The sequence below is a fragment of the Bacillus cereus genome (assembly GCF_002561295.1).
In the GTDB taxonomy this organism is placed as follows: Bacteria; Bacillota; Bacilli; order Bacillales; family Bacillaceae_G; genus Bacillus_A; species Bacillus_A cereus_S.
On record NZ_NTUG01000005.1, the window covers coordinates 18,578 to 38,281 of the forward strand.

Below are 19,704 nucleotides of genomic sequence, written 5' to 3' on the forward strand. Positions count from 1 at the left end.
GATTTTAAGTGCTTTAGTGAGGAAAAAGACAGACCACATTAGTGCAAATCCCCAAAAAACTGTTTACATGTATTCAGAGTGTATGTAATAAAATGATGATAACCGTTCTATTAGACTATTTTAGAAATTCATGTTAACGGAGGGAAACAAAATGGATGAAAACAACCGAGAAAGGAAATGGAACGGGTCTTCCAAAGCGCTTCCACTTTCTCTTTTAGATATAAAAAATGAACTAAAGAAAAAATGTAAAAGCAGTACTGCTTCCTTTAAAAAGGCTGCATTAACCATAGAAGAGAAAATACTTATTTATAACATTAAAGAAAAAACAAAACAACTAAACAAAAATAACGTGACGAGAACACGTGCTTATTATCAATTTTACCTTCAGCATCCTGAAATACACTGGTCTTTACTTGGGCATATGGTATCACGTAATGGCGGTTGGAATATGACAGATTTAAAAGGAGATCTATATACAAGGCTGTTATCAGAAAACGATCAACTTATCTACTATTCTTTTTTAGAACGGGGAAACTGGTTAATCTTCCAAGATGTGTATCCACAATTTTTACTATATGAACAAAGCCTGAAAAAATCCAAAACTCTCTTCTACCTTCTCCCCCATCTCAATGTATCAACGTTTATGGAAACGATGTGGAACCATTTTTTGAAAACAGGTAATCACTATATATTAGCTATAGCAACAATTATTAATGAACAAAACTATTTAGAAAAAAGAGTCATTCAAAATAATCACTTTCAAAAGACCGTGCTAAATAGTATTGGATTTAAGCTCTTTGACTTCTTACGTTTTAATCATATCCTTTTTCCATACTATGAAGATGGGACTAAACAAAAAACATTGTTATTTGGCGATACAATGAAACACTTTACCTCCTTACATGAACGAATCCTACTAGGTAAACGATTATACTCTCTCTTGTTTCGCAACGAATATATGTTATCCAAAGTAATAAAATGGGTTCACGATCGTCCGCATACTGCTTCACGAAAAGACTACTGGCCTCATTTATTTTCCGATGTAAACGAATCATTTTCTCGTGAATTTTATAAACGTAGAACAAAGAACTGTCAACTTAGAAAAGATGCAAATCGGTTATATAGCCCTCAATTAATATACGCATGGAAAGATTTAAAACATGAAGAGGCAGAGAATGGTGACTGGTTTGAAGACTGGCGTATTATAGACTATTTCATTGACAAAGGAGAAAATCCAAATGGAAAAATTGAGAATGACTATTGTAAAACGATGGAAAAAATCGAACTCGCAATCCTTACGAAAAAAAACATCCTTCTCAGAGAAGAAGAAACAAAAGAGTAATTACCTAGCATTTATAATCACCATCATTTCCTCCTGTTTTATCGGAACATATTTAGACTACCTATTCGTTAGTAAACAAATGTATGCTTTTCCAGTGAGGCCCTTTCCAAATGTTTTTTCGGTAAATATCGCCTTTACATTATTAATATTACCTATTTTCACCGCTTTCTTTTTACATATCGCAAAGAATTTGTCTACATTTTCAACAATTCTATTTATTATACTAATTGGCATTAGCGCAAGTATATCAGAACAATTTGCTGAAAACTTAGGATGGTTTACTCATAGTGAAAATTGGCATCATGCTTATTCTTTCTTCGGATATATGATTTTCGTGTTTTTTATGTGGAAGGTTTATCGGTGGCTACAATATTAGAGGATGGTTGTAGAGTAGCAAAACAACGCTACTAGATAAAGAAAAAAGCAAATTAGAAACTAACTTCTAATTTGCTTTAAAAGTTCCTCGTTGTAAATAGTTTTTAGGCAATTCGTTAAACTACATCTCCCGCTACTAACATATTACGGTGTTGAAGTGTTTTTGAACGTAGGGTATACGCAATTACTTTCTTCTTATATTGTTTAATCACATCAACATGATCATCGAAACTGTAAATCAAAAACTTAACATCATGTTTGCCTCTCTTTGTTTCAATCACTAATGGAATCCCTTCGTGCTGTGGGGGAAAATAGTATTTCTCTAAAAATATTGCTTCGTTAAACTGATTAATTATTTGAATTTTATCTTCCACATCTAAACGTTTTCCATCAACAGTTACAGTGGCAACTTCCTCATTAAGTTGTGGATGTAGTTCAAACCTACTAACAAAAGACTCCACAACAGAGGTTGGAATGCTTGAAACTAATATTTTAAGTCCACCGAAAAGAGCTAACATAACTACAAACCAAGTTGTCATCTTTTATCATCTCCGTTACGTTCTAAATTCATATTATTCTATGAATCACACATATTATCATTGTGTAGAGCATTATTTTTTCTAGCAATTACATACTTTAGTCAGAGTAACAGTATGTCTGGACTTTAAAAACTTGATTATCCTATGATTCAAAATAAAAACTTCATTCCATAAGCTTTTTGAATTGGAATTCTAAAAATACCACTCTTTAAAACTATTCATGTAGCACATGAATCTTCCTTTATTACGCGAAATGATTTCAGATCATAATCCTCAGCACCTTGAACAGGAAGACCTACTTCTTTATTTTTTTTCATATATTTTAGATTTTCTTCCGTAATAATTTCACCAGGGATAAAAATAGGAATTCCCGGTGGATACACCATGACAAATTCGGCTATAATTCTTCCAACTGCTTTGTCCAATGGAATGATCTCCGTTTCAGCATAAAACGCTTCTCGTGGCGTTAATGCGAGTACTGGGATATCTGGCAATAATACAGATGTATTTACATTTGAGTTTGCCTGATTTCCAAACGTAGCGGACATTTCTTGCAACGCATGAACAAACTTTAATAATTCTTGCTCTGTATCACCTGATGTAATAATACAAAGAATGTTATACAAATCTGACAGTTCAACCTCTATATTAAACTTTTCACGGAGCCATTTTTCTGCATCATGTCCAGCGATACCAAGGTCTTTTACTGAAATAAGAAGTTTTGTTGGATCCATAGCAATCGCAGCATCTGTTCCTAAAACCTCACGTCCGACGCAATACAAATATTCAATTTCATTAATTTGTGCACGAGTTTGTTCAGCTAAACAAATCGTAGTTTCTAGTAAAGTTTCTCCCTCCGTCGCTAGTCGTTTTCTGGCCACATCTAAAGAAGCTAGTAAAATATAAGAAGTGGATGTAGTTGTTAACATACTTAAAACTGTTTGTACACGCTTCGGTGAAATACGATTTCCTTTCAAATTCAAAATGGAAGTTTGTGTAAGTGATCCTCCTAATTTATGAACACTTGTAGATGCCATATCAGCGCCTACTTGCATTGCAGAAAAAGGAAGTGCATCGTGAAAATGAATATGTGCACCATGCGCTTCATCTACTAGAACTGGTATATCACGTATATGAGCGATATCCACAATTTTTTTCAAGTCTCCAGAAATCCCAAAATAGGTAGGATTAATTACAAGTACAGCTTTAGCATCTGGATGCTGTTCTAATGCTTTTTCTACAGCCTCAGGTGTAACTCCGTGTGAAATACCCAGTGTTTTGTCAACCTCAGGGTGAATGAAAATCGGAGTTGCACCTGAGAGTATAATACCGCTCATTATCGACTTATGAACATTACGTGGTACTAGAATTTTTTCTCCCGGCCCACATACACTCATGACCATCGTCATAATGACACTACTTGTCCCTTGAATAGAAAAGAAAGTATGATCGGCCCCAAATGCTTCAGCAGCCAGTTGCTGCGCCTGTTTAATAATCGCTTTTGGATGATGTAAATCATCCAATGGCTCAATATTAATCAGATCGGTGGAAAGAGCATTTTCACCAATAAACTCTTTGAATTTAGGGTCCATCCCTCTGCCTTTTTTATGACCTGGAATATGAAATTGGATTGGTTGTTTTTGAGCATGTTCTACAAGTGCCGTAAACAATGGGGTTTTAAATTGAGAACACATTTTCGTACTCACCTCTCAATTGTTTTTTAAAATAAAAAATATTAAGATTTAATAATGGTTTTTCTAGGAGAGAATAGTGAGTTTCCAAAACATAACTATGCATAGGACCAACTCCCTTAGCATAAACATCTCTCTTATTGATTTAGTTATGCATATAATTACCGGATACTGTCTAGAATCTCCACAAACCTTGTAATACCTACATGGATGAAATCCGTTTTCGCCCTTCCAAAAGTAAAACGTACATATTCTTTTTTCGAACCTAAGACACTTCCAGGAACAAAAGCTATACCATTTTGTATTGCTTTTCCTAATAATTGATATTCATGAATTGGATCTTGCACTTTACACCACAAATGGATTCCACCTTCTGGAACAAGAAATTCAACACGGTCACCTAACAATTCATCAAGACTTGTAATTAACCGATCTCTTCTCTGTTTAAGTTGCTTACGAAGCATAGAGATATGAACATGAAAATTTTCTGATTCTAAAAATTGATTTGCTATCCATTGCGGAAAAACACTATGCCCAAAATCTACCTGTTGCTTCGCATCCGCTAAACGTTCAATAACCCTAGGGGGACCAATAATCCAACCAATTCGCAGTCCAGATGCTACAATTTTCGATAACGAACTAATATACAGAACGTTCCCATTAAGATCCATCGATTTTAAAGTTGGGTTTACTTCTCCATTGAAAGAAGTTAGGCTATAAGGATCATCTTCCACAATTGGTATGCCAAATTCAGATGACAATTCCAAAATCCTTTTGCGACGAGACAATGAAAGGACCGTTCCAGTTGGATTTTGATAATCTGGATTTAAAAATACCATGCGAATTCGGTGCTTTTTGTGTAAATTTATCAAATCATCCGGATTCATACCGTGTTGATCTACAGGTAAATGGAATATTTTTAATCCAGCAGATTTAAACATCGGAAGCGAAAAACAATAGGATGGATCCTCAATTGCAATTGCATCTCCTGGCTTAAGTAAGCATTGTACGATAAGATTAAGTGCTTGCTGGGCTCCTGATGTAATCAGAATCGAACGTAAATCAACATTTATGTTTTTATATTGATCAACATGTAAAGAAATTGTTTTCCTTAATGTTTCATTCCCTTGTGGATGATCATAACCAAGATTCCCCATAAATGTTTGTTCCGATAGAATGGTACGAAACTGATCAACCGGAAACAAATCTGGGGACAATTCACCGCTTGCCAAATTGACCAAATCATCCTTCTGCGTTTCTGCTCGAATGTGTTGAACTAGTGGTAGATTTGGGAGGAATGAGCCATCTTCTACATATCTTCCCCAGTTTGGCGTTCGTTTGCGTGCTATCCCCCATATATCTGTATTTACACGTGTCCCGCTTCCTTTTGTTCTCTCGACTACCCCAAGTGATTTCAATTCTTCATACGCTGCTACTACTGTACTACGGTTCACTTGCAACTCTTTTGCTAAAGTGCGTTCTGAAGGTAACATACTATCTGAAGAAAATTCCCCCGAAGAAATTCCACGTTCTATATAATCAGCAATTTGTTTGTAGATTGGCGTCTTATCTGCACGATTGGGTCTCCATTCCACTCTGTTTCCCCCCTTACCGTCAGAGTCTTTGCTACTGTGTTTCATCTCTGTTTCATATATACTTGGCACTTCTGTAAGAAAAATAATTATTTACAAGAAAGTTAGTTTGAAGTCATTATTCTTTTTTGGATTTCATATAGTTTTCTCTATTCACCATCATTTATTACTTACCATATGAATACGAGTAACTAACCACACGGACAACATGCCTTCCTAGCTTAACAGCCTTATAAGAAATACATATTGATGTGAACCGTGCCCTATAGGGCCGCAACTGCATACCATGTAACTCCTACAAGAAGACCTAAAAGAAGGACCATATAAATAGCAGACAAGTTCGTCACATTCTGCTTCGTAGACTGTCCATAGTTCTCCTCCACATTTCTTGCAACAAATACCGTTCCCAAAAGTGAGACGATGACAATTATAATAACTAATAAAATTGCAAATTTCATTGGCTATCCCCTCTCTATAACCAGTCTATTTGAGAAAAAATCTAATTGTTACAATGAAAAATATTGTATTTTCGAGACAAAAATCACTATGGAGCAGGTATACACTAGATTTATTCTCTCTTTAATCACATCGCCAAGATATGAAAAAACATGTCATTTCCTTCTTATAATAAGGGATATTTGTCAAAAAAGGACCATCCACTTTTAAACCTTTTTACTCATCCACTTTACCCATACTACTCCCCATTCTAAAGAATTACGATTACAAAAAAGCAAACAACCTACTGAGATTTTCTCATTCGTTGTTTGCTTTTGGTTCACATTGTCAAATATTCCATTATCGTTGGTTTATTTCCCTTTATTTTTCTTATTTAAACGTCAAATTTGAAATACGTGAAAAAGACATTTATTTAATATCTTCTAAAGTATTTATCGTTATTTTAGTCTGTTTACTTGTTGTCCGCATTGCGTTTAAAATTAATTGATTGATGTAGGTCCATTAAGCAGTATGTTCTTCTTACTCGCTTTTGCTATAATTGTCTCTTAGAGAATTGGTCTGTACTGTTCGTTTATGAAAGTACAGCGTGGAATGCGTTCACAGGAAAAATATTCAATTAAAAAGAAGCGATTTATTACAATCGCTTCTTTCTGTTAATTCTTCTACATCACTCTCTTAAACATCTTCTCTAGTTCATAAGTCGAATGATGCACAAGAATTGGTCTACCGTGCGGACATGTATAAGGATTTGTTGTTGTACGTAGCTTTTCTAATAACGCAAAGATTTGATCGTTCGTTAAATATTGATTTGCTTTAATTGATGCTTTACAGCTCATCATGATTGCTGCTTCTTCACGTAGTTTTTTAATGTCAACTTTTTTTAGTTTAACGACTTGTTGCATCATTTCATCAATAATCTCTGTTTCTTTCCCTTTTGGGAACCACGTTGGATGTGAACGAACGATAAAGGATTGATGACCGAATTGCTCTAGGAATAACCCTACCTTTTTCAATTCTTCTAATTGTTCTTCGACACGCAAAAATTCAGTAAGAGACAAATCAATGCGATATGGTACAAGTAGTTCTTGTACTTCTTGCGTAACTTGTCCTACTTTATCACGGAAATACTCATAATTGATACGCTCTTGTGCTGCATGCTGGTCAATCATATATAATCCTTTATCATTTTGAGCAAATATATAAGTTCCGTGCATTTGTCCAATTGGATAAAGCGGTGGTAAATCGTTGCCGTTCATTTCGATTTCTTGGATTTCTTCTATTTCCTCTAATTCAAAGTCTTCATCGCTACTATCCCATTCTTTTGCTTCTTGAACACTTTTTTCTATTATCGGTTTAGAAGATGGCTGCCAGCTTTCTTCTTCTCTTACTAATGACTGCGGTGGTTGCCATTCTTGCTTTGGTTGTTGCCAAAGTTGCGGCGCTGGCGTTTGTTTTCTTATACTTACTTCTTCTTGCTTTTCATCCATTCCAGTCGGTAAGACAATGTTAGGCATCGGTGATTCTTTCGGCTTTGTATGCTCAAAATGGAATTGCTCTTGAACACTTTCATCTTTTTCTTTTTTCTTCGTTGTCACGCCAGCATCCGGAATCAGTTGTATTTTTTTAAATGCGTCTTGTAATGTTTTCTCAATTAATTGCAGGAGTTCCTGCTCTTTACTAAAACGCACTTCTAATTTCGCCGGATGAACGTTAACATCGACTAACATCGGATCCATCTCGATTGATAAGAACCCAATTGGATAGCGGCCAACTGGCAGCAATGTGTGGTACCCTTGCTGAATAGCTTTCATGAGTACATAGTTACGAACATAACGGCCATTCACAATCGTTGACATATAGTTACGAGATGCTCGCGTTACTTCAGGTAACGTTACATAACCACGAATCGTAAAGTCTAACGATTCCGCTTCAATTGGAATCAATTTTTTTGCAACTTGAATGCTATAAATGGCTGCAAGTACTTGTCTCACATCACCATTTCCAGATGTATGCAGCAACTTTTTCTCATTATGAAACAGCTTCAGCGATACTTCTGGATGCGACATCGCAATGCGGTACACGATGTCTGTAATATTCCCAAGCTCTGTATGAATAGTTTTCATATATTTAAGACGCGCTGGCGTGTTAAAAAACAGGTTTTGAACCGTAATGTCCGTTCCTTTACGGCTCGCTGTTTTTTCCTGCTTTATAATGTCTCCACCTTTAATAACAAGGTGTGTACCTGGTGCATCTCCCGTGCTTGTGATTAACTCTAATTCACTAACAGATGCGATACTTGGCAATGCCTCACCACGGAAACCAAGCGTCCGAATGCGAAACAGATCATTTTCATCTTTAATTTTACTTGTTGCATGTCGTTCAAAGGCAACAATACAATCTTCTTCAGCGATGCCATCCCCATTATCGATGATGCGAATTTTCGATAACCCAGCTTCTTCTAAGTGGATTTCAATAGATGTACTATTCGCATCGATGGAATTTTCGACAAGTTCTTTTACAACTGAAGCAGGGCGTTCGACTACTTCCCCTGCCGCAATTAAATTGGAGAGTTGGTCATCGAGTTTGCGAATTTTCCCCATCTACTTACTCATCCTTTCTTTAACTTTTTCTGTAAACGATACAATTCATTTAATGCTTCTAGAGGCGTCATATCAAGTAAATCAATTTTTTTAATTTGCGTTAACACAGCCGTTTCTTTTGAATCAAGTACAGGCTTGTCTTGTTTTTCCGAAGAGCGTTCTGTAGCAAAGAAAGATAGCTGAGATTCTTCGTTCTTCTCCAGCAGCGTCTCTACCTCTTCTTTTATTACAACTGATTCTTCAGCAACTGGCTCTTGAACCATTTCTTCTTGGACGTTAACTTCTGTACGTTTCGGAATAATGATTTCTTCTTGCCCTTCTAACTGCGCTAATACTTCTTTTGCACGAGCAATTAAGCTATCTGGAAGCTCTGCAAGTTGTGCAACGTGAATACCGTAACTTTTATCTGCTGCCCCGTCTTGAATCTTATGCAAGAAAACAACTTTTCCGTTTTCTTCAATAGCCGAAACATGCACATTCTTTAGTTGCTCTAAGCTGTCTTCTAGTACAGTCAATTCATGGTAATGTGTTGAGAATAGTGTTTTTGCTCCAATTTGATCATGAATATGTTCTATAATTGCTTGTGCGAGTGCCATACCGTCATACGTAGATGTACCGCGTCCAATTTCATCAAATAAAATTAAACTTCTTTCTGATGCATTCGCAATTGCATTTTTCGCTTCTAACATTTCAACCATAAACGTACTTTGACCTGAAATTAAATCATCTGCTGCACCAATTCTCGTAAAGATTTGATCGAACACTGGTAATACAGCTTCTGTCGCTGGTACAAAACAACCGATTTGCGACATAACAGTAACAAGTGCTAATTGACGCATATACGTACTCTTACCAGACATGTTTGGGCCTGTAATTAAAAACATATCCATATTTTCTGGCATCACACAATCATTCGGCACATACAATTTGCCGTTCAAAACTTTTTCTACAACAGGATGGCGACCATCTTTTATAAAGATTTCACGCTTATCTGTTAAAACTGGTTTTACAAATTGTTCTTCTTCACTCACTGTAGCAAAACTTTGCAGTACATCTAGTTCACTAATTACTTTCGCTAAGTGCTGCAGTTTTGGAATAAATACTTTTACTTCTTCACGAAGTGCAGTAAATAGATCATATTCTAGCTGTACAATTTTTTCTTCTGCTTCTAAAATCAATGTTTCTTTTTCTTTTAATTCATCTGTAATGAAACGCTCCGCATTTGCAAGCGTCTGCTTACGCTCATAACGCCCTTCCGGGAGCGCAGCAAGGTTTGCCTTGGTCACTTCAATATAGTAGCCAAAAATACGGTTGTAGCCGATCTTTAACGATTTAATTCCTGTAATTTCACGCTCACGTTTTTCAAGCTCTGCAATCCATGTTTTTCCGTTTTTACTCACATAGCGATATTGATCGAGCTTATCATTGTAACCATCTTTTATAATATCTCCATCTTTAATAGAAAGTGGTGGATTTTCTTGAATACTTCTTCCTAATAACTCCGTTAAGCTTTCACATGGATCAGCACCTTGGATTAATCTTGCTGCATAAGAATTATCTAATAAGCTAATCGCTTCTAAAATAGCTGGTACTTGTAGAAGTGAACGTCTCAATTGCAATAAATCACGCGCATTGACGTTACCATATGCGACTTTTCCTGCCAAACGCTCTAAGTCATACACTTCTTTTAATTTTTCTTTCAAATCTTCCCGTAAGAAATAGTCATTTACAAATGTTTCAACCATTTCTAAACGCTCTTCAATCTTTTCTTTTTGTATAAGCGGGCGTTCCATCCACTGTTTTAGCATACGTCCGCCCATTGCTGTTTTCGTTTTATCTAATAGCCATAAAAGAGATCCCGTTTTCTCTTTTGTTCGAAGAGTTTCAGTTAACTCTAAATTACGCTTTGAATGCACATCAATTTTCATAAATTGATTAGTATAATAAATATCTACCGGCTGCAGGTGATCTAATGAACGTTTTTGTGTTCTTAATACGTAATTCAATAAGCGTCCTACTGCTGCAACTAATTTCGTTTGGGTGACATTTTTCACAAGATGCTCTAATCCTTCAGGTACTTTCGTTTCATCTTCATAAGAGATTGTCATCTTTAATGTTTCCGTCAGCTTACTTAGCTCATCTTTTGAAAATGTAGAATCCACAACGATTTCTTTTGAACCTGTTGCGTAGACTTCTAATAAGACATCTTCTACAGAACCTGTTAACAGTGTTACTGTATTTTGCCCTGTTGTTAAATCATTACAAGCTAGCGCATAAGAGCCATCTTCAAAATGCGTTAACGCCGCTAAGAAGTTATTTTCTTTTTCATCAATCGTACGCCCCTCCATCATCGTTCCTGGCGTAATTAATTGAACGACTTCACGACGTACAACACCTTTTGCTGTTTTCGGATCCTCTACTTGTTCACAAACCGCAACTTTATATCCTTTTTCAACGAGCTGTTCAATATAATTTTTCGCAGCATGGTATGGAACACCGCACATTGGTATACGATCACTACTACCACCATCTCGGCTTGTTAATGTAATTTCAAGTTCATGAGCTGCCTTAACTGCATCTTCAAAAAACATTTCATAAAAATCACCTAATCTAAAAAATAAAAAGGCATCTTGATAGTCTGCCTTGACCTTTAAATATTGTTGTATCATTGGGGTATACTGAGCCATCTGCTTCCTCCACACTTCATAAAAATATACTATATATTATATATGCCGCACTTCACGGGCAATTTGCTCTCTACTTATATGCTTATAGGAGCCTCTCTTCATTATAGCACATTTTAGGTACAAAACAGTTCCATTCAGCATCGTTCATACTATGTAAAAAAGCTAGGAAGAATTTCTCCCTAGCTTCCTATTACTCTTCTTCTGCATCTACAATGAAGTTGGGATCTAACTCTTCAAATTCATCATCATCTACTTCAAAATTATTCTCATCCTCTGGACATCCATCTGGATTTACATTTACACAAATTTTTGTTTCACCGACAACTTCTGTTACAAATTCACGCTCTACAGTTACAACAATGTTGTTACCAGTTGGTGAAACAATTGCCTCTAAACAATTTGGATGTTGAATAACGCGCGCAATGATTTCTAAATCTTCACCTGAAAAGTTTTTGTCACGATAGCCAACGTTCACTTCATCCGTATAACTAACACGTTCTGTTACAACTTCTGTTTTTGTGTTTTCATCAAATGAGTACCACGTATTTACATCGTAGTATCCTTCAATTTCTACAGACTTCCCATTCTTTCTCGCTTCATATGTGTGATTAATTACCCAACATCCGAGAATACTTGTCGGCTCATGATTTGATTCACATGTATGCGTTGACTTTGTATACTTACGTCCTTTGCCCACTACTGCTTTTGTAATAATCTCTCTAAATTCGGACATTCGGAACCCTCCTCAATCAATATTCACTTAATCATATGCGTGACAATAGCGGAATGTGTCATTCTTTTTTTGACAAAAGACTGTAGAACAAAAAAAAGATGCCTATAAGACATCTCCTTTAACAACCACAATTCCCTTTTTTACTCTCTACTTCAGCACCTGTTTCACCTTTTAACACATTACCACCAGTTGAAATTAAAATTTCATCTGTTACATTATTAGAAATGGTACTTGCTACAAGTTGCAGTAAGTCATTTACATATGTTTGTGAAGATTTGAATTCCTGTACAACCGGAATACTATCAAGTTTATCTTGCAGAGCATCTATTTCTGCTTCTACTTTTTTCAATGCTTCCCACTTACCATAATGTTGCAAGTTTACAGCTTGTTTTTGCAGTGTCTTAATTTCATCAATTGCACGTTTCACATTTTCATTTTGATGAATTTGTGCTTCCGCACGTTTAAAGAAATCCACTTCTTCTGTTTCAGAAATCATTTTCGCTAATTCTTTCGCTTGCTCGACAATTTCATCTTTTGTATACATCTTCATCTATTATTTCACCTCAATCGGCTCCTCAACCAATTCCCCGTTTAGAGACCAAGTTTTTGCTTCCGTTACTTTTACTTTTACAAGCTGAGCGATTGCAGATTTGGGAGCTACGAAGTTTACAAGTTTGTTAGCACGTGTATAACCTGCAAGTACATCAGGATTATTTTTACTCTCTCCATCAACTAATACTTCAACAATTTGACCTACATATCGTTTATTCTTTTCTATAGAATATTCATTCACTAATGCATTTAAGCGTTGTAAACGCTCTTTCTTCACTTCCATCGGAACATTATCCTTCATTTTTGCAGCAGGTGTACCTTCACGTGGAGAATAAATAAATGTAAATGCACTATCAAAACCTACTTCACGATATAACGACATCGTTTCTTCAAACTGTTCGTCTGTTTCATTTGGAAAACCAACGATAATATCAGTTGTTAATACTGCATTTGGAATCGCTTCTTTAATTTTACGTACAAGTTCTAAATAATGCTCCCGTGAATATTTACGTGCCATAATTTTCAGCATATCTGTGCTTCCAGATTGCACTGGTAAGTGAATATGTTCAACTAAATTACCGCCTTTTCTAAGCACCTCAATTAAGTGATCGTCGAAATCACGTGGGTGACTTGTCGTAAAGCGCACACGTGCTATATCAATCTTACGAAGTTCATCCATTAAATCACCAAGACCATATTCTAAATCTTCAAAGTCTTTACCATATGCGTTTACGTTCTGACCAAGCAACGTAATTTCTTTATACCCATTTGCCGCTAAATGACGAATTTCATTAATAATATCTTCCGGGCGGCGACTACGTTCTTTACCACGTGTATATGGTACAATACAATATGTACAAAATTTGTCGCATCCATACATAATATTTACCCATGCTTTAATATCACCGCGACGTACTTTTGGAAGGTTTTCAATTACATCTCCTTCTTTAGACCACACTTCAACAACTGTTGCTTTTGAGAACATCGCATCTTTTAAAATGTACGGCAAACGATGAATATTATGTGTGCCAAATACCATATCTACATGCTGGTTTTTTTGCATAATTTTGTTTACAACAGATTCTTCCTGAGACATACAACCACACACACCGATTAAAAGATCGGGGTTTCTTTGCTTTAATGGTTTTAAATGACCAAGTTCCCCAAATACTTTATTCTCAGCATTTTCACGAATGGCACAAGTATTTAATAGAATCACATCTGCATCTTTTGTCGAAAATGTTGGTTCATATCCAAGCGCTGTAAAAATACCAGCCATTACTTCCGTATCATGCTCATTCATTTGACATCCGTAAGTACGGATATAAAACTTTCTTCCAGCACCAAAGTTACGAAACTCTTCTGGCAAACCAAAATCACGTTCAATTTTAACTTCTTCTTTCCCGCGTTTTTTCGCATCTTTCAAAGAAGGCGGCTGATATACACTTTCAAAGTATTTACTGTAATCTTTTTCTCCTTTTTTCATAGAAGAATTGGCTTGTTGACTTGCTAATCGTTGTTGCTCGTTCATGGGTAATCTCCTTTCAACCTTAACTATACACACTCTGTAGTCCATTCTAACGACAATCAGACCCATCTTAAAGATTAGGATAGTTTGAGAGATAGCTTGCCCCTTTGAAACTCGAGTAATCGATCTAACCATCCGTAAGAATGGAGTCTTCTCGACACCAATAGACATTCCCTTTTTTGTTGTTTAACCTTGTCCTAAAAACATATTACTTTATTCCTATACACACTATTATAGTATAAGATGTTTAGCTAAATTTAACAACAAAGAGACCCTATCCTACCCACGTACTTCAGCGCACAAACCTATTTTTCTAACAAGACGATACACTTATTATTTTAACATTCTGAATTTTGTAGGTAAACAAAAAAGCTGCTGTTAAGCAGCTTTTTATTACGATCACATAAATTCAGCAACGAGTTCATCGAACATTTTTTGATCCATTTGTAAATCAGCTTGCACTAAAGGTTTTTCGCTATATCCCTTTACAAGCTCTTGGTAAGAAGGTTGCTTAGTATTTTGATAAATTAAGCCCGTTACTAAACCTTTGTTTTCCATCAACGTTTGCATAGCAACCATGCGATTAGATGGATCGTATCCTTCTACTGTGCTTAGTTTTGTTAAATTCTCTTTAAACCAATCATACGTATTTACTTTATTATAAGTGACACATGGGCTAAATACGTTAATTAAAGAAAATCCTTTATGCTGAATACCAGCTTCAATCAGCTGTGTTAATTCTTTTAAATCACTAGAAAAACTTTGGGCAACAAATGTCGCACCAGCTGTTAATGCCATTTCCATCACAGATAATGCCGGCTCAATTGAACCTTGTGGTGTACTTTTCGTTTTAAACCCAGCTTCACTACGTGGTGAAGTTTGACCTTTTGTTAAACCGTAAATTTGATTGTCCATAACGATGTACGTAATGTCAATGTTACGACGAATGGAATGAATCGTATGTCCCATACCGATTGCAAAACCATCTCCGTCACCACCAGATGCGATAACTGTTAAATCACGGTTTGCCATTTTTACACCTTGTGCAATTGGAAGTGCACGTCCATGAATACTATGAACGCCATATGAATTAATATAACCTGAAATACGACCTGAACAGCCAATACCTGAAATAACAGCTAACTCATCCGGATTTAAACCAACGTTCGCAGCTGCACGTTGAATAGCTGCTTGCACGGAGAAGTCACCGCAACCTGGACACCAGTTTGGTTTTACGCTGTTACGAAAGTCCTTAAATGTTGCCATTTAATACAACCCCTTTTTTGCATTCGTTGTAAATCTCTTTTGGTAAGAATGGATTCCCGTCGTATTTTAACAGACTAGAAATTTTCTCACCATTGCCAAGATTCATTTTCATAATATTAGCTAGTTGACCAGTCGCATTGTTTTCTACTACAACAACACGCTTCGCACTTTTCACAAGTGGATCGATTTCAGTTGTTGGGAATGGGTGAATTAAACGAATATGAGCATGATTTACTTTCAATCCTTCTTGCTCTAGACGCTCCATCGCTTCCTCGATCGCACCGCGAGTTGAGTTAAAACCAACTAACAATACATCCGCATCATCATACTTAGCATTTTTGTATACAGGGGTATTAAACTTCAAATTCTCCATTTTACGGAAACGTTTGTCCATTTGCGCTTTACGATTTAACGCTGATTCAGATGGTTTACCAGTTTCATCATGTTCTACACCTGTAACATGATGAACACCATTTTTCATACCAGGTAAAACGCGTGGTGAAATACCATCTTCTGTTACTTCATAACGTTTAAAGTAAGCTTTATTTTCACGCTCTGGTAACTCTGCTTGTAAATCAAGCTTACCGCGGCGAATTTCTACTCTATCTAACTTCAATGGTTCTACTGTTTGTTTCCCTAAAGAAAGCTGTAAGTCCGTTAAGAAAATGACAGGAACTTGATATTCCTCTGCTAAGTTAAATGCTTCAACAATGTCATAAAACGCTTCTTCAACAGTACTTGGCGCCATTACGATTTTTGGGATTTCACCATGCGTACCGTAAATCATTGCCATTAAATCTGATTGTTCTTGCTTTGTTGGTAAACCAGTACTTGGACCACCACGTTGTGTATCTATGATAACAAGAGGTGTTTCTGTAATACCAGCTAAGCCGATTGCTTCCATCATTAAAGATAAACCTGGTCCTGCTGACGCAGTAAGGGTACGTACACCCGCATAGTTTGCACCAATCGCCATTGTACAAGCAGCAATTTCATCCTCTGTTTGGATGACTGTTCCGCCTACTTTTGGAAGTTTTTTAATTAAATATTCCATGATTTCAGATGCAGGTGTAATTGGATATGCTGACATAAAGCGTGCTCCACCAGCTACTGCTCCAAATGCAATTGCATCGTTACCAATCATAAACATACGTTTTTGACCATCAGCTTTTTCAAGCTGCATCATGTTTACTTTCTCACCAAGCAATTCTTTCATATATTGAGAGCCTCGTTTAATTGCTTCCATATTCTTTGCAACAACTTGCTCTCCTTTGCGTCCGAAAATTTCATCAACAACTTCTAAGTATACAGTTTCATCTAATCCTAATACTGCACTAGATGCCCCAACAGCTACCATGTTTTTCATTAATGATGTTCCTAATTCCGAAGCAATATCTGTAAACGGTATTGCATATAGACTTGCATCTGAATTTTCTGGTATAGTTGGATTAAATTTTGCATCCGCAACAACAATTCCACCTGGTCGTAGTTCATGGAAGTTAAAATCAATTGTTTCTTGATCAAAAGCAATTAAAATATCTAAGTCATCTGATATTGCGCGTACTTCAGTTGTACTCACGCGAATTTTATTATTTGTATGACCACCCTTAATTCGTGATGAAAAGTGGCGGTAACCATATAGGTAATAACCTAAGCGGTTTAATGCAATACAGAAGATTTCTCCTGTACTTTCAATTCCTTCACCTTGTTGTCCTCCAACTTTCCATGAAAGTTGACTAATCATCTCCTACACCCCTTTTGGCTGCATTCATTGTAGTGTATTTTTTTACAGTAATAGTGTAGCACTTTTTATACAAAGAAACTACAATGGACGCAAATTATACCTCTTCAGATTTCCCTGAATGTTTTGTGTAATCTTAATTCGTCTACAATTCTAGCCTTACAATGAAAAAAATGCAATAATTTGGCCTAGGTTTTTATTTGAATTTTTTAATTTTTCTAAATTTTAATACTTACATTAAAAATACAATATAAAATCAACAACTAGAAAGCAATATGATTAATGAAATTATTATATAAAAAACTTTGAACATGTTCTTCACTGTACCGTTTACTCAATTCATTGATTACATATTCATAATGTCGATATGCTTCCACACCGATTACCGTTTCTGTGATACCATCAAAGTCCGAACCAAACCCTATATTCCGTTCCCCTCCAAGCGAGCAAATATGCTCTACATGCCGTAATATATCATCCATATAAACAGGTCCATGATTAGCTAAAAATGCTGGTACGAAGGTTACACCAATTACACCATCTTTTTCAATCAATGCTTGTACTTGTTCATCTTTTAAATTACGTGGATGCTGACAAAGCTCATAACAATTTGAATGTGATGCAATTGGATATTGCGCACTTTCCATCACATCCCAAAATCCTCTTTCATTTAAATGCGACACATCCGTCCATAAACGGAAGGAATTCAATTCTTCTACAACCTCCTTACCAAACGTAGTAAGCCCCGCTCCTCTCGTTTCCAACGCTCCATCAGCTAATAAATTCGCATGATTCCACGTGAGTCCCATAGATCGAACTCCTAAACGATAGAGTGTGCGTAATTTCACCATATCTTTTCCAATCGCTTCGCCACCTTCTAATGTTAAAATGGCCCCTACTTCATTTGATTCTAACTGCTCTATATCTTTTTTTGTCCGAATCAATTTCATACCTGGTAAAGATAAAACCTGCTTATAAAATATATCTACCATATTTAACGCAACTTCAAAACGCTGTTCATATGGTATTGTTTCGGGTACATATATCGCAAAGCACTGTATACTACCCGTCCTTTTTTTCAATTGTTCAAATGTAATATGTAAAGACGGATCATTTTGAAAATTCTTCTTCCCTTTTGCATTCCATAGTTGCCATAGCACATCACAGTGCGCATCAAACACTTTCATTTCCATTCCCTCCTACCTCATAAAAACAACCTGTTCGCATAGAAGCAAACAGGCTGTTCAAACTTAACGAGGTTCTACAATTAATTTTATTGCTGTACGTTCTTCACCATCAATCATAATGTCTGTAAAAGCTGGTATACAAATCAAATCCAAACCACTAGGCGCTACAAACCCTCTTGCAATTGCTACTGCCTTCACGGCTTGATTTAATGCACCTGCGCCAATAGCTTGGATTTCTGCTGTTCCGCGTTCGCGAATAACTCCAGCAAGTGCACCGGCTACAGAGTTAGGGACCGAAGTTGCTTTAACTTTTAATATTTCCATTCCTCGTTTCCTCCTCGTTTCTTATAAAAGTATTAGCGATTATTTCACTTTAACTTATATTCACGAGGAAAGACATGTATTCCTGCTAAATTTCTGCAATTTTTCTAAAAAATTAAAATATATTGTTTTTTCTAAAATTTAAGTGGTTTTATTCAAAAAATGGCTGATCATCATTAATTAAAATACGCTCAATCTTTTTCGCTTTCCCTGTATTTGGATCCACATCAATTAATACTGCACTTAACTGTGTTCTTCCATTCGTTACTTCAAAACGTACAGGTAAATTTGTTAAAAACTTTTTCAGTACAGCTTCGCGATCCATACCTAAAATCCCATCATATGGACCTGTCATTCCAACATCTGTAATGTAAGCTGTTCCGCTTGGTAAAATACGATTATCTGCCGTGGGAACATGTGTATGTGTCCCTACAACTGCTGTAGCACGTCCATCTACGTACCAACCAAGCGCTTGTTTTTCACTCGTCGTCTCAGCATGAAAATCAACAAAGATAATATTTGTACGTTTTTTTGCAATGTTAATTAATTCATCCACTTTTCGGAATGGACAATCAATTGGCGGCAGGAACGTACGTCCTTGTAAGTTAATGACAGCTACTTCTGTACCGTTACAATTTACAAAAACAAGTCCTTTTCCTGGTGTTCCCTCTGGGAAGTTAGCTGGTCTTGCAAGATATTTTGCATCATCGATAAATTCAAATACTTCACGGTTATCCCAAGCATGGTTCCCTAGTGTAACTGCCTGTGCACCGCACTCTAAAAAGTTCCGATAAATTTTCTCTGTAATACCGCGACCACCTGCAGCATTTTCTCCATTAATAATTGTTACTGTAGGTGTATATTTTTTCTTTAATGCTGGTACGTATTGCTGAATCATACCTCTACCAGGAGATCCTACTACATCCCCTACAAATAATATTCTCATATCTATTACCCTTCCTATGTACAATATAAATACAAATTAAAAAACAACATAAAACCCTTCTTTTTAGATGGGAGAGCGCATCCTGCCATGCATAGAAGCAGTCAGATCCTTTTCCTGTCCCATATGCCAAGTGAAAACAAAAAGAAAA

Annotated in this window: 17 protein-coding genes; 3 read left to right on the forward strand and 14 right to left on the reverse strand. The window is 36.2% G+C overall.

The features are described from left to right. Positions 1-151 precede the first annotated feature (151 nt). A complete protein-coding gene (locus CN373_RS03580; RefSeq protein WP_000344176.1) occupies positions 152-1,342 on the forward strand; it encodes a DUF2515 domain-containing protein in 1,191 nt (396 codons plus the stop codon). Continuing rightward, on the forward strand, positions 1,239-1,718 hold the full coding sequence (locus tag CN373_RS25785) for a CBO0543 family protein (RefSeq protein ID WP_232297255.1): 480 nt from the start codon (positions 1,239-1,241) through the stop codon (positions 1,716-1,718). Before CN373_RS03580 ends, CN373_RS25785 begins: the two co-directional genes overlap by 104 nt. A 115-nt stretch (positions 1,719-1,833) precedes the next feature. On the opposite strand, the gene CN373_RS03590 is transcribed toward CN373_RS25785, so the two are convergent. The 4 genes from CN373_RS03590 to CN373_RS03605 form a co-directional block, all read right to left on the reverse strand. Next, on the reverse strand, positions 1,834-2,256 hold the full coding sequence (locus CN373_RS03590) for a YfmQ family protein (protein WP_000214647.1): 423 nt from the start codon (positions 2,254-2,256) through the stop codon (positions 1,834-1,836). A 218-nt stretch (positions 2,257-2,474) separates the two neighbouring features. After that, on the reverse strand, positions 2,475-3,950 hold the full coding sequence (locus CN373_RS03595; protein ID WP_098358848.1) for an aminotransferase class I/II-fold pyridoxal phosphate-dependent enzyme: 1,476 nt from the start codon (positions 3,948-3,950) through the stop codon (positions 2,475-2,477). A 158-nt stretch (positions 3,951-4,108) separates the two neighbouring features. Next, on the reverse strand, positions 4,109-5,542 hold the full coding sequence (locus CN373_RS03600; protein ID WP_098358849.1) for a PLP-dependent aminotransferase family protein: 1,434 nt from the start codon (positions 5,540-5,542) through the stop codon (positions 4,109-4,111). A gap of 260 nt (positions 5,543-5,802) precedes the next feature. After that, positions 5,803-5,997 (reverse strand): hypothetical protein, encoded by a 195-nt coding sequence (locus CN373_RS03605; RefSeq protein ID WP_000666528.1) that lies wholly within the window; start codon positions 5,995-5,997, stop codon positions 5,803-5,805. Between the two features lie 302 nt (positions 5,998-6,299). Between CN373_RS03605 and CN373_RS25385 the strand changes: the two genes are divergently transcribed. Then, on the forward strand, positions 6,300-6,482 hold the full coding sequence (locus tag CN373_RS25385; protein WP_235674857.1) for a CcdC protein domain-containing protein: 183 nt from the start codon (positions 6,300-6,302) through the stop codon (positions 6,480-6,482). Positions 6,483-6,657: 175 nt separating this feature from the next. Here CN373_RS25385 and mutL read toward each other — a convergent pair whose 3' ends face one another. The 10 genes from mutL to CN373_RS03660 form a co-directional block, all read right to left on the reverse strand. Continuing rightward, positions 6,658-8,595 (reverse strand): DNA mismatch repair endonuclease MutL, encoded by a 1,938-nt coding sequence (gene mutL, locus CN373_RS03615; RefSeq protein ID WP_000516497.1) that lies wholly within the window; start codon positions 8,593-8,595, stop codon positions 6,658-6,660. Positions 8,596-8,603: 8 nt separating this feature from the next. Beyond that, positions 8,604-11,282: a DNA mismatch repair protein MutS gene (gene mutS, locus CN373_RS03620; RefSeq protein ID WP_000090039.1), complete on the reverse strand. Its 2,679-nt coding sequence runs from the start codon at positions 11,280-11,282 to the stop codon at positions 8,604-8,606. Positions 11,283-11,472: 190 nt separating this feature from the next. Continuing rightward, on the reverse strand, positions 11,473-12,015 hold the full coding sequence (gene cotE, locus CN373_RS03625; RefSeq protein WP_001288797.1) for an outer spore coat protein CotE: 543 nt from the start codon (positions 12,013-12,015) through the stop codon (positions 11,473-11,475). A 118-nt stretch (positions 12,016-12,133) separates the two neighbouring features. Then, a complete protein-coding gene (locus tag CN373_RS03630) occupies positions 12,134-12,565 on the reverse strand; it encodes a RicAFT regulatory complex protein RicA family protein (protein WP_000784965.1) in 432 nt (143 codons plus the stop codon). 3 nt (positions 12,566-12,568) lie between these two features. Next, a complete protein-coding gene (gene miaB / locus CN373_RS03635; RefSeq protein ID WP_098358850.1) occupies positions 12,569-14,098 on the reverse strand; it encodes a tRNA (N6-isopentenyl adenosine(37)-C2)-methylthiotransferase MiaB in 1,530 nt (509 codons plus the stop codon). A 396-nt stretch (positions 14,099-14,494) separates the two neighbouring features. Further along, positions 14,495-15,361, reverse strand: a complete 867-nt coding sequence (locus tag CN373_RS03640) for a 2-oxoacid:ferredoxin oxidoreductase subunit beta (RefSeq protein ID WP_000190151.1) — start codon at positions 15,359-15,361, stop codon at positions 14,495-14,497. Continuing rightward, positions 15,348-17,105 (reverse strand): 2-oxoacid:acceptor oxidoreductase subunit alpha, encoded by a 1,758-nt coding sequence (locus tag CN373_RS03645; protein WP_098358851.1) that lies wholly within the window; start codon positions 17,103-17,105, stop codon positions 15,348-15,350. The genes CN373_RS03640 and CN373_RS03645 overlap by 14 nt, the downstream gene beginning before the upstream one ends. Positions 17,106-17,365: 260 nt before the next feature. Then, entirely contained in the window at positions 17,366-18,289 is a 924-nt protein-coding gene (locus CN373_RS03650) for a dipeptidase (protein ID WP_098358852.1), read from the reverse strand. A 63-nt stretch (positions 18,290-18,352) separates the two neighbouring features. After that, complete coding sequence (gene spoVS, locus CN373_RS03655; RefSeq protein WP_000404341.1) at positions 18,353-18,613, reverse strand: stage V sporulation protein SpoVS; 261 nt, start codon at positions 18,611-18,613, stop codon at positions 18,353-18,355. A 148-nt stretch (positions 18,614-18,761) separates the two neighbouring features. After that, positions 18,762-19,556, reverse strand: coding sequence for a TIGR00282 family metallophosphoesterase (locus CN373_RS03660; protein ID WP_098358853.1), 795 nt, complete (start codon positions 19,554-19,556; stop codon positions 18,762-18,764). Between the last annotated feature and the right edge of the window lie 148 nt (positions 19,557-19,704).